At 30.2% G+C, this 13178-nt stretch carries 10 protein-coding genes; 5 read left to right on the top strand and 5 right to left on the bottom strand.

Annotated elements, in window-relative coordinates; translation table 11 throughout:
• Positions 1-1047, bottom strand: a complete 1047-nt coding sequence (gene hypD, locus MR875_02500; protein MCI6993719.1) for a hydrogenase formation protein HypD — start codon at positions 1045-1047, stop codon at positions 1-3.
• Between the two features lie 67 nt (positions 1048-1114).
• On the opposite strand from hypD, the gene MR875_02495 reads away from it, so the two are divergent.
• A complete protein-coding gene (locus MR875_02495; protein ID MCI6993718.1) occupies positions 1115-2797 on the top strand; it encodes a UDP-2,4-diacetamido-2,4,6-trideoxy-beta-L-altropyranose hydrolase in 1683 nt (560 codons plus the stop codon).
• Between the two features lie 8 nt (positions 2798-2805).
• Entirely contained in the window at positions 2806-3807 is a 1002-nt protein-coding gene (locus tag MR875_02490) for an N-acetylneuraminate synthase family protein (GenBank protein ID MCI6993717.1), read from the top strand.
• Positions 3808-3835: 28 nt separating this feature from the next.
• Here the strand turns inward: MR875_02490 and MR875_02485 are convergent, their stop codons facing one another.
• The 3 genes from MR875_02485 to MR875_02475 all read right to left on the bottom strand — a co-directional run bounded on the left by MR875_02485 (position 3836) and on the right by MR875_02475 (position 7948).
• On the bottom strand, positions 3836-5374 hold the full coding sequence (locus tag MR875_02485; GenBank protein MCI6993716.1) for a zinc-ribbon domain-containing protein: 1539 nt from the start codon (positions 5372-5374) through the stop codon (positions 3836-3838).
• Between the two features lie 104 nt (positions 5375-5478).
• A complete protein-coding gene (locus MR875_02480; GenBank protein ID MCI6993715.1) occupies positions 5479-7056 on the bottom strand; it encodes a glycosyltransferase family 39 protein in 1578 nt (525 codons plus the stop codon).
• A gap of 46 nt (positions 7057-7102) precedes the next feature.
• Positions 7103-7948, bottom strand: a complete 846-nt coding sequence (locus tag MR875_02475) for a UbiA family prenyltransferase (protein ID MCI6993714.1) — start codon at positions 7946-7948, stop codon at positions 7103-7105.
• A gap of 117 nt (positions 7949-8065) precedes the next feature.
• Between MR875_02475 and MR875_02470 the strand changes: the two genes are divergently transcribed.
• The 3 genes from MR875_02470 to MR875_02460 all read left to right on the top strand — a co-directional run bounded on the left by MR875_02470 (position 8066) and on the right by MR875_02460 (position 12622).
• A complete protein-coding gene (locus MR875_02470; protein ID MCI6993713.1) occupies positions 8066-9160 on the top strand; it encodes an inositol-3-phosphate synthase in 1095 nt (364 codons plus the stop codon).
• Between the two features lie 175 nt (positions 9161-9335).
• Positions 9336-11048 carry a sodium-extruding oxaloacetate decarboxylase subunit alpha gene (oadA, locus tag MR875_02465; GenBank protein ID MCI6993712.1) on the top strand — a complete coding sequence of 571 codons (1713 nt, stop codon included), beginning with the start codon at positions 9336-9338 and terminating at the stop codon, positions 11046-11048.
• A 107-nt stretch (positions 11049-11155) separates the two neighbouring features.
• The gene (locus tag MR875_02460) at positions 11156-12622 is read left to right on the top strand and encodes an MFS transporter (GenBank protein ID MCI6993711.1); all 1467 of its coding nucleotides are present in this window, start codon (positions 11156-11158) and stop codon (positions 12620-12622) included.
• A 40-nt stretch (positions 12623-12662) separates the two neighbouring features.
• Here the strand turns inward: MR875_02460 and MR875_02455 are convergent, their stop codons facing one another.
• Positions 12663-12878 (bottom strand): hypothetical protein, encoded by a 216-nt coding sequence (locus MR875_02455; GenBank protein ID MCI6993710.1) that lies wholly within the window; start codon positions 12876-12878, stop codon positions 12663-12665.
• Positions 12879-13178 lie beyond the last annotated feature (300 nt).

Below are 13178 nucleotides of genomic sequence, written 5' to 3'. Positions count from 1 at the left end.
TTATCCTCTTGAATATCTGTGTGCGATGTTACATGTTCCTTCTTTACTTACCATACAAGCTCCGATAGGGTGCAATGGGTTACATGCTTTTCTAAATAACTTACAGTCTTCTGGTCTTGCAAGTCCTCTTAAAATAGGTCCGCAGATACAGCCTTTTGGTGCTTCGTTAACATCTTTTACTTCAATATCATATTTTTCACGAGCATTAAATTCACTGAATTCATCTTTAATTTCTAAGATTGAGTTTGGTATTTTAGGAAATCCTCTCCATTCTCTGGAGGTCACTTCAAATACTTGATTCATCTTTTCTTGTGCGATTACGTTTCCTTCATCTTTAACTGCTCTTGTGTATTCATTTTCAATTTTTGGTGTTTCGTTATGAATTTGTCTTAAAATCATGTATACAGACATCAATATGTCTAATGGATTAAAACCAGCTACTGCTTGTGGAATTCCAAATTCACTTGAGAAATATTCGAATGGTTTGGTTCCTATTATTGTACAAACGTGTCCTGGTTCAATTAATGCATTTAAACTGGTTTCTCCTGAATTGATTAAAAAATCAATAGCTGGGGGTATTAATCTGTGGCATGAGAGTACTGAGAAGTTTTCAGGAGGTGTTGCTAACAATTCTGCTGCAGTTGTTGGTGCAGTTGTTTCAAATCCTGCTGATATGAATGCAACATCATTGTCTTCTTTTTCAGCTATTTCAATAGCTCTGTTAATTCCATAAACAACTCTTACGTCTCCTCCTTCAGCTTTTGCATCTGCAAGTGATCTTTCAGAACCTGGGACTCTTAACATATCTCCAAAGGTTGTAATTGTGACTCCTCTGTCAATTAATTCTAATGCTTCATCAATTTCACGTGATGGGACCACACAGACAGGACATCCAGGTCCTGCAATAATTTCCACTTCTTCTGGAAGTAAACTTCTAATCCCATTTTCCATTATAGTATGTTCGTGGGAACCACAAACATGCATTATCTTAACCGGTGTGGATAATTCATTTATTTTTTGTAATAATTTATCTGACATACTTTTCATATTCATATTAACACCAAAGATTTAATAATATATTATTAGTATATTTATTATTGTATTAATTAAATTTATGGATATAAGGATTGACATGTTTAATAATAATAAAATTTTAGTAGTTATTCCAGCAAAAGGAACCTCAAAAGGAATTCCCCGCAAATATGTTCGTTTGTTGGATAATAAACCTTTGATTTACTATTCAATTAACATCGCTAAATCATCCCAATATGTTGATGATGTTGTTGTAACTACTGATGATTCTGAAATTGCTTCCATTTCTGAAAAGTTTGGAGCAAGTGTTATTAGGCGCTCAGAGGATTTGTCTGGTGAAGATATTCCTCTGGAAGCTGTTATTTTCGATGCAATGGTTCAAAAAGAGAAAGAGGCATTTGATGAATATGATATTGTAATCACAATGTTACCGACAGCACCATTACTTAAAGTACAAACTTTAGATTCTGCTATTGAAAAATTTGATGATTTTGGTCTTGAAAGTGTAATATCTGTTGTGGAGGATAAACATCTATATTGGGGATATGATGAAGATAATAAAAGATTCTTCCCAAATTACATTGAAAGAGTGGATAAAAAAGATTTACCAAGTTCTTTTAGAGAAACTGGTGCAGTCATTGCTACCCGTAGAGGTTTTATAAACGAAATTTCTTGCATTGGGGACAATATTGATGTAGTGGTGTTGTCTGATGAAGAAGCTATTTCTATTGATGGGTTTAAAGATTGGTGGGCTGTTGAAACAATTATTCAAAGAAAAAAAATAGCTATTGTTGTCAATGCGAATAATGAAATCGGAACCAGAAGAATAAATAGCTGTTTAGCTTTTGCATCAAAACTTGTTTCTCATGAATTTTTGTTTGTTTTAGATGAGCAACAGGAATTAGGGCAAAATTTAGTTAAAAAGTTTGGTTTTAACTATAAAATTTATGACGGTCATGAGAGTATTTACAATATTTTAGAAGAGTTTGGTGCTCAAATTGTAATCAATGATGTGTCTGATACCACTGAAGAATATATGTCCGATTTAAAGGAAAAAGGATACTTTGTTGTTAATTTTGATGATTTAGGTGTAGGATCAAATCTTGCAGATGTGGTGTTTGATTCATTATATGAACATGATTTGAGTGATACAAATGTATATTCTGGCCATAAATTCCATGTTCTTAAAGATGAATTTTATTTCCAACCTTGTAAGGTAATTACCCAAGATTTAAATAATATTTTAATCATGATTGATGGAAATGATCCTAAGAGGTTATCTGAAAAATTCTTAGCAGCAATTTTGTCCACAACCTACGAAAAGAAAATTAATATCATTTTAGGCAGAGGATATGAGAACATTGAACAGTTCATATCCAAATATGAAACCAATCCTTTAGTCCAAATTTATCAAAATGTTTCAAATGTCAGCGATTTCATGTTTAAAGCAGACATATTAATTACTTCTGCTAGTAAGATTATGTATGATGCTTCTTCATTAGGTATTCCTACTATTTGTGTTTATCAAAATGATTTAGAAGCTTCACATGTTTTTGCAAATAATGTTAATGGTATTTTAAATCTTGGTGATGTTGATTCTTTAACAAAACAGGAGTTCATTGATCAATTTTTAGAGTTGGTTAATAATTATGAACTCAGAGTGGATATGCATAAAAAAATGAGATCAATTGACTTTAAGCATGGTTATGAAAATATTTGTGCAGTGGTTAAGGAAGAATATAGGAATTTCTTAATGAAAAAGTGAGGGATATTATGAATGTAATCAACAAACATCCTTTTTTGATTGGAGAAATTAGTTTTAATTACTATGATCTTGCTGAAAAAGAGAACGTTCATTATATTCAAATGGCTAAATTTTTAGTTGAAAAATGTAGTGAATCTGGTCTTGATGGTGTTAATTTCCATGTTGGGGATTCTGAATATCTTCATTGTAATTATGAAGATGATTCAAACATATCAGACAAATTAACTTTTGATGAGTATAAAAAATTAGCGGATTATTCAAAAGAACTTGGATTAGCATTTATTATAACTCCAGATAATAAAGAAATTGTTGATAATTTAGATGATGTGGTTGATGGTTATAAAATATCTTCTTCTAATCTAACTAATATTCCACTTATTGATTATATTTCCACTAAAAAGAAACCAATAATGTTGTCAACTGCTGCAGCCAATCTAAAGGAGATAAAGAATGCTGTTTCTTGCATTGAAGATAATTCTAATTTTAAAATCATTATAATGCATTCTGTATTGTCTTATCCTGCTAATTTGGATGATGCTAATCTTTTAATGATTAAGGATCTTGCAGGTCATTTTGAAGATTATGATGTAGGTTATTCTGATTATACAATTTCTGATGATTTCATGTTCATTTTAACTACTGCATTTAATTATGGTGCTGTAGTTTTAGAAAAATATTTTACTATTGATAAATCTATTGAAGGCCATGAATTTGCTATGGATGAAGATGACATTCGTATTTTCAAATTAAATTCAAGTGTATTATCTAAAATTAATGGATATAAAAGTAAACAGCCTCTGATTTGTGAATCTTTTTCAAGGAAAAATGTTAGGAAATCTATTGTTGCTAAAAGAGATATTAAATCTGGGGATATTATTAATGAAATAGATATTGACTTTAAAAGACCTGCTAATGGAATTTCTCCTGAAAAGATAGATGAAATCATCGGTAAAAAAGTAAATTATGATATTCCTAAAGGTTCTTTGATTGAATATGATATGTTGTCATAGACTATTTTTAAAAAAATAAAAAAAGAAATTAAAATTCTGAAGAACAGTCGGCTGAATATTTGTTGATTAAAACAGCACATTTATCGATTGTTTCAGAATCTAATTTAATTGTAGCAGTCTGGATTTTATTTAATAATTCTTCAATAAATAAGTCTTCATCGGTTAAAGGCATATTTATGACTACAACCTCATTGTTTATGAATCCAACTAATGGTTCAACAAAACAATTTTTAATATTGTTGTCATTAAGGAAGTTTATTAAATCTTCACCTAAACTTAATGATTTTTGTTTGACTTTATTGTCCTGTGAAAATTTAGCTTGTTTTGTTGTATATCTAAATTTTCTTGTGTTCCCATAACTTGGGAATTCTTCAATTTTATTTTCTTCAGGTTCAATAGTACCAATTAAATTTAGATTTTCATTTTCTGATTCTAATCTAAGTTTTGGATTATATTTTTGTGAAAGTAATGCATAAATTCCAGTTGGTCCTACAACAACGTGGTTAATACCTGAAGTGGAAGTTGGAGTTTTAACATTGTAGAAAACATAAAATTCTTCTGGAAGACTTAACAAGTGTTCTCTGATTATTCTTGTTCTTTCTTCAGTTTGTTTTACATCTCTAGTTTTATAAATTCCATAACATAAGATAATTACTCCAATAAATAAAGCAACAATTCCTACACCACTGTTGATAGCTAAAATTTCAATTATACTTAAAATAAATATGACAGCTCCAATAATAATGATTGTATTATTGGTGTCCATGTTTTTCACATCAATATTTTTGATGTCAAATTTAGGTTCATTATTTATAAGTGAAGTTTCAACAGGAGTTAATTCTCCATTATCAGGTTCTTTTAAGCTAATTTTATCAAGGAAACGATTACTTGATTTTGTTTCACTATTTTTTGGATAGTATTCTTCCATTCCTTTGAAAAATTCAGTTTTAAGGAAATTTTTCAAGACATCATAATCATTGGTCTTAGGAACTGCAAATTCTTTTCCAAATCTTGATAAAACGGATTGTGGTATAGTTGTTCTTGCTGTTTTTGCAATTACTTTTTCTTGAATTTCTTCCTCTTCTTTTTCTGTATCTGCTATTTGCAACATACGTTCTTCTGAAAAGAAATTTTCAAGTTTGTTAGTAATTGATTTTATTGAGGGGGTATTATTTGTGTTTAATTCTTCAGATGTTGGTTCTTTAGGTTTTGATTCTCTTCTAATGTTTTGAATCTCTGTACGTCTTTCCTCAAGATATGAATCTAACTCTTTATTCATCTCTTCATCTAAATATCTTAAAGATCCACCACAACTGTCACATTCATAATCAAGTATGCTATCGCTGCTTTTGATTTTGTATTTCAATCCACAGTCTTGGCATTGAACAATATATGAATTATCATATCTTGAACTAATTAATGAATTGTTGGATTCTTTTTCTTCATTAGAATAGTTTTCTAAGTATTCTAAGTCACCTGCACATGAAGAACACTCGAATGTAGATATGTCATCATCATCATCGAGTTGGTATTTTGCACCACAGTTCTTACAGCATACAACTTTCATATTATCCTCTTAAATTACTTTTTATGATATTTTATTTTTATTTTTTTTATTATATATGTTTCTAAAAATAGTTAAAAAAAGTAATTTTCAGTGGTGATATTTGGCTAAAAATTAGTATTTTTATATAAATATAATTCATTAATATTTTTTATTTCAGTAAAATTTGTCAAATTGTCCATGTGCTTGTTAGAAATGTAATAACTGACATTGCTTTGGTCGATTTGACTTTGATTGTCTGATGGGATTCCTATTGTATTTGAACCAAGCCACCAGCTATATGGTCTTATATTATAAACACCAATGCTCATGTTTTCATAGTCTGGATTATTATCAATTATCTGGTTTGAAATCTGCTCAGGAGTTAAGTATTTATCTGTCGGTTCAACTGTATATGTAAATGCAAATGCTTGGATTACAAACAAGACTATTAAAGCTATTGGGATTATATTTTCATTGATTTTAGTATGGGAATGAATATTTTCTATTGCCATTAAAACAAAGAATATGAATGGTGGCAATGTAGGAATCATATATCTGTTAACCTTGACTATGTCAAAACTAAGAAATATTCCATTTGCTAAAATCCAACCTAACATGAATACTTCATTGTTGAATTCACGATCTTTTGCAAGCAGATAAATTCCAATGTAAACTAAAACAGAGGTGATTACAGAAGTAAACATTTTAAAAGTTGCAATGCTTATTATAAGTAATAAAATTGCAAATATGTCTGTTTTTGAAAGGTCTATGTCATGATGGTCATATAACCAGAATCCTGCTCCAATAATTAATAATGCAAAAATTGCATATGCTAATATTGTAGGAGAGTAGAATGTCGGATTTGTTTCGAATACTGTATGTGAACTTGATATGTAAGTGATATAATTCACTAAATAATATGTTGAGTCCGGATTGTATGCAGGATCATTTAGTTCTCCTGTTTTTCCTTGTATTCCATTTGCCATTTGGCTAGCAGCATCAAATCTGCCATGTCCCATAGTAAAAACTAATAAAAATACTGCAACAGCTATGACTACTGCAATAATTATTCCTCTTTTTATATATTTCCATTCGTCCGGTTTTATTTTAAATCCATTTTCGAGGACATATAATAAGAAAAATGCAGGTATTGTTAGAATTACTGGATATCTTGTATAAAGTCCAATAACCATCAATGGAATTACATATTGATAGTATTTTGGATTTTCTCTAACTGCAATCACACTTAATAATGCAATCCAGATTATTATGCCGGTTGCAGGAATGTCCAATGTTCCATTTGCAAGCCAAATAAGGTATAGTGAAAATGATGAATAAAGTATTGTTCCAGTTAAACTTAATTCTTCGTTGAAGAATTTTTTGAGAAATAAGTAAAATCCTATATTTCCAATTATTGCAAATAGTCCAGTAACTGCATAAATTGCTATTTTATCTACAAATCCTAATCTGAAAAGAAGAGATGTTAAAATGCAAATTACTGGTGATATGTGGATAAATTGAGTTATGTTTACACTTTCACCAGAATAATAAAGAGAATTTATGAGATAAACATAGACATCAGAACAAGAAATGCCAATCTGGTTATTGAAATTGATATAATAACCTATGAGGATTGTACTAAATATTAAAATAGCTAGTAAATAATATTTGTCCTTTTTGTTTATGTTAAACTCTTTAAACATTATTAATAATTTTTCATATTTCTATATATATAAATGTAATTAGTTATTACATTAATGATCCAAATACGAATGCAACAAAAGTTATTAACATTCCTATTTTTAAATTTTTAGATACTTTTGCTGCAACTGCTCTTTCCTGTGATTTTAATATCAAAATTGCAGAGTAAATGAATAATATAACTGCAATAGCAATTACTACCAAGTATAATATTCCAAAAATATGATAATAATATAATAAAGGGCATAATGCACTGTCAATTATTATTAAAACAGCTGCAAGTATTGCTGGTTTTTTCTCACCGATTAATATTGGTAGTGTTTTTGCACAGTCTGCTTTATCTCCTTCAATGTCTTCAATATCTTTCACGATTTCACGTGCGGTTGTCATTACAAATGCAAAGAAACCTAAGAACAATGAAGTCATTATTATGCTTGGATTATTAATTGAAAATCCTCCAAATACAAATCCAAATCCTGTCATAAAACCTACAGTTAAATTACCAAGTAATGGTGTTGTTTTTAATGTGTATGCATATAAATAAAGAACAACATCTGCAAATAATACAATTCCAAATGGTATCCAATTGTTTGTAATGTAACTAATTAAAAAACCACACATTGTTCCGGCAGCAAATAAGAGATATCCATAGTTTCTACCATTTTCAAGTGAAATTCTTCCGGAGGGTATTGGTCTTTCAGGTTTGTTTATTAAATCAATTTTATAATCAAAATAGTCATTAATCACATTTCCTGCTGCTGTTTCAAAGAATACTGTGAGCATTGCAAGAATTACTGGGATTGAAATTGTCTTATCAATAAGTGCAACTAAAATTATTGATATTGCACCCATTAATGCATTTCCTGGTCTTAAAATTTCTATATATGGGTTCATGTTATTGTTCCTTATTGTTTAGTTATTACCATAATTATATAAGGTATATTGATTAACATAATATTAGTATTTTATTTTATTAAAGTATTAATTATAATTATTAAAGCTGGTGTTATATTGAATAAAATTAAGATAGCAATTGTTGGAATAGGAAACTGTGCTAGTTCTCTTATTCAAGGAATTCATTATTATGATGGTAAGAACCCTGAAGATGCAATAGGACTTATGCATTGGGATATCGGAGGTTATGAACCTAGCGATATTGAAGTTGTTGCTGCTTTCGATGTTGATGCAAGAAAAGTTGGAAAAACTATTGATGAAGCTATTTTTGCAAAACCAAATTGTACAACTGTTTTCCAAGAAGATATTCCTAAATATGAAGCAAAAGTAAGTATGGGTCATGTTTTAGATGGTGTTGCAGAACACATGGCTAACTATGATGATGAATACACTTTTGTTGTAAGTGATGAAGATCCTGTTGATGTTGTTGAAGTTTTAAAAGAAAGTGGTGCAGAAATTTTGGTTAATTACTTGCCAGTAGGTTCAGAAAAAGCTGCAAGATATTATGCTCAATGTGCTCTTGATGCTGGTGTTGCATATGTTAACTGTATGCCAGTATTCATTGTAAGTGATGATGAATGGGATGCTAAATTCAAAGCAAAAGGAATTCCAATTGTTGGTGACGATATTAAAGCTCAAATTGGTGCTACTATCACTCACAGAACACTGGCTAGTTTATTCATGGATAGGGGAGTAAAATTAGATAAAACTTATCAAATTAACACTGGTGGTAACACTGACTTTTTAAACATGCTTAACCGTGAAAGATTAGATTCTAAAAAAGAATCTAAAACAGAAGCTGTTCAATCAGTTTTAAAAGAAAGAATGGATGATAGGGATATTCATATTGGTCCTAGTGACTATGTCCCATGGCAAAACGATAACAAATTATGTTTCCTCAGAATGGAAGGTCGTACATTTGGTGATGTTCCAATGAATATTGAACTCAGATTAAGTGTAGAAGATTCTCCAAACTCTGCAGGTTGTGTAATTGATGCTGTCAGATGTTGTAAAATCGGTTTGGAAAGAGGCGTTGGTGGACAATTGACTTCTATCTCTTCATACACAATGAAACACCCTCCAATTCAATACACTGATGATGAAGCATTTGAAAATGTTGAAAAATTCATTTCTGGTGATTTAGAAAGATAATTTTTCAATTTTCATCTTTTTTTATTTTTTTAATTTAAAACTTTTTTTTAAAATCTCTTGAAATTAATAGTATATACTGATTTTTTGCATATTTTTATATAATACAAAAAAGATATATTATAGTTGAATATTTTATGATTATTTGTAAATGAATAATTTATAAGAGGTGTAAATAATGGCAAAAGTAAGATTTACAGAAACAGCACTTCGTGATGCTCACCAATCTCTACTTGCAACTAGGATGAGAACCAGAGATATGATTCCTATTGCTGAAGAAATGGATAAAGTAGGTTATTTTTCAGTAGAAGCTTGGGGTGGAGCTACTTTTGATACTTGTATTAGATATTTAAATGAAGACCCATGGGAAAGATTAAGACAATTAAAATCTGAATTTAACAAAACTCCTATTCAAATGCTCTTAAGAGGGCAAAATTTAGTAGGTTATAAACATTATCCTGATGATATTGTAACAAAATTCGTAGAAAAATCCTACGAAAATGGTGTAGATGTATTTAGAGTATTTGATGCTTTAAATGATATCAGAAACATGGAAAAAGCAATTAAAGTTGCTAAAGATCAAGGAGCTCATGTACAAGGTACAATCAGTTACACTATAAGTCCAGTTCACACCATTGATGGTTTTGTGGATTTAGCTAAAAATTTAGAAGCACTTGATTGTGATTCTGTTGCAATTAAAGACATGGCTGGTTTAATCACTCCTACTGCTGCTTATGAGTTAGTATCAAAATTAAAAGAAGAAACTGATTTGCTTGTAGATTTGCACTGTCACTGTACCAGTGGTATGACTCCAATCAGTTATTATGCAGCATGTCAAGCTGGAGTTGACATTTTAGATACTGCTATTTCACCTCTCGCATGGGGAACAAGTCAACCACCAACAGAAAGTATGGTTGCTGCTCTTCAAGGAACTGAATTTGACACTGGTCTTGATTTAAAATTATTGACTTCAATTAAAAAATACTTTGAAGACATTAAAGAAAAATATTTAGGAATTTTAGACCCAATATCCACAAGTATTGATGCTGATGTATTATTATACCAAATTCCTGGTGGAATGCTTTCAAATCTGATTTCCCAACTTAAAGAACAAAATGCACTTGACAGATACAATGATGTATTGGATGAAATGCCTCGTGTAAGAAAAGATATGGGATACCCGCCTCTTGTAACTCCAACAAGCCAAATTGTGGGTATTCAATCTGTAATGAATGTTTTAGGTGGAGAAAGATACAAAACTGTGTCTAACGAAGTTAAAGATTACATGAAAGGAATGTATGGTAAATCTCCTGCGCCTGTAAATGAAGAATTATCCAAAAAGATTTTAGGTGATGAAGAAATTATTACCTGCAGACCTGCAGACTTACTTGAACCTGAATTTGATAAATTCAAATCTGAAGGTGAAGAAAAAGGATTTGTCAAATCTGATGAAGATGCATTAACCTATGCATTATACCCACCAATTGCTCCAAAATTCCTTAAAGGAGAAGCTGAAGAAGAAGAACTCAAAGCACCTCATGCATTCAGTGAAGATGAAGCAATTGGAATCCCAACTCAATATAATGTTGAAGTTGATGGGGATATGTTTGAAGTTAAAATCATGCCTACTGGATATATGGAAATCGGCGAAGCTGATAATGGTAATTTCCACCCAGTTGAAGGAGGAGTTACATCTTCCATGAATGGTATGGTAATCAAACTTAAAGTTAATGTTGGAGATAAAGTTACTAAAGGATCCACAATCTGCGTTCTTGAAGCTATGAAAATGGAAAACGACATTCAATCTGAAGTTGATGGTGTTGTTGAAGAAATCTTCGTAGAACCTGGTGATGCAGTAAATGCTGGTGACACTTTAATGGTAATCAAATAGATTACATATAAAGTTTTAAGGTAATGCACATGAATACTAATTCTTCATGGTTTCCTCTAATTTTAGTGGCTTTCGCTTCTTTTATTATAACATTGGATTCTACATTTATGAATGTGTCAATCTCACAGTTAGTTGTGGACCTGAATACGCAAGTAAGTGTTGTGCAAATGATTATCTGTTTTTATACATTAACTACTGCTTCTCTGATGCTGGTTAGTTCCAAATTGCAGGATATAATTGGTAAAAGAACAATATTTCTAATTGGTGCTGGAATTTATGGTTTAGGTGCATTAATTGCAGCATTGAGTCAAAACGCTTTAATGCTATTTATTGGCTGGTCTTTACTTGAGGGAATTGGTGGAGCATTTATGACTCCTGCTGTTGTTTCAATTATCAGTGGAACTTATTCTGGCGAAAAACGTACATTTGCATTGGCAATAAGTAGTGCAATCGTTGGAATAGCTGCAGCTATTGGTCCTTTATTTGGAGGAGTTGTCACAACATTCTTGTCATGGAGATATGGGTTTGTTTTTGAACTTTTAATAATTGTATTCATTTTTGTTTTCCATAATCAAATTAAAACTTTTCCAACAACTGCATCAAAAAGCGATTTTGATGTTGTTGGCGGAATTCTTGCTATTTCCGGTCTTGTAACATTTGTATATGGAATTCTAACATTGCAGCATAATCAGATGAATAGTGCAATCCTGATGGTGGTTGGTTGTTTAATTTTAATCTGCTTTGCATTATTTGAAACTAGATGTAAAAAGCAAGATAAAATTCCTTTATTGGATATGTCCTTGCTAAAAGATAGAAATCTAAAAGCGGGGATGCTAATCAGATTAATTACAAATCTTTCAATTGGAGGATCATTATTTGCGGTTTCAATATTCCTTCAAAGTGTTTTAAAGTTAGGTGCATTCTCTACTGGTCTGACATTGCTACCTCTCACTGTTGTGATGATGGTATTTTCTATTTTGGCACCTAGACTTGTTACTAAGTTAAATGTCAAGTCTGTAATGAGTATTGGGTTTATAATAACAATTATTGGTGTCATTTTACTTAGAAACCAATTTGAATTAACTACTGGATTTATGGATTTGGTCCCTGGTTTGATTGTGTATGGTGCAGGTTTAGGATTGGTAATTTCATTGGGAGTGGGTATCGCACTTAAAAATATTGATAAGGAAAAAGAGAATACTGCATCTGGTTTAATAACAACTGGTCAGACACTCGGAACATCAATGGGAACTGCTATAATTGGGTGCTTATTGATTATGGGTGCTGTTGGAGGTATGCATGATGCTATTGATACATATGCTCCAGACCAAATCAGTGATGCTGAGTTTCATGATAATGTTCATGTATATTTCGAAAAATTAGGTCATGTAAATACAACTCAACTTAAACATGAAAATACTCTAAAAGAAAAAATTGTTAATACTGTTGTTCAAGATGCAATGAAACTGGTCATGGAAGTAACTGCAGTAATATTGTTTATTGGTTTATTGTTGACTTTAACATTAAAAGATGAAAAAATTAATAGAAAAAATAAAAAAAGTATGTCCAGATAAAATCTCTGGACCCGTTCATGATGTTATTAATTAAATAATATCATACTTCTATTTTATATGCATCGTATGCAGCATAAATTGCGTAAAGAAGATAAATAATGTTTCCTAAGCTACCGAGGAAGTTCATTAATAAGTAACTTAATACGATAGCAATAATGAACATTATTATTCCTTTTTTAACATCTGCACCTTGTATTATTTGACCAATACCTGGTAAGAAGAAAGAAATAATTGCTGCAATAATTGGATTAACCATATTTTTTCCTCCATTGTTATTAATTATTATTTTATTTTTAATTTTATATTTATATAATTTTGTATAATATATTTTAATATTTTATTAGATATTTTAAAGTTATTCATTAATATTTTAATGTATTGTGATATTGTGGATGTATTTTAATATTATGGATATAATTTTTAACATTAATTAATTTAATTAATTTAAAATCAAATAAATTTCTTATTTAAAATATAATTATGAACATTATTATGAATTTTTTAAAAATGAATGAGTTATGATATAAAATTCATTGAATCTTGAGAAAATATATGA

Origin of the sequence: Methanobrevibacter sp., assembly GCA_022775905.1 — an archaeon.
In the GTDB taxonomy this organism is placed as follows: Archaea; Methanobacteriota; Methanobacteria; order Methanobacteriales; family Methanobacteriaceae; genus Methanocatella.
The sequence above is the reverse complement of the archived record's forward strand: the minus strand, read 5'-3'. Positions and strand labels throughout refer to the sequence as shown.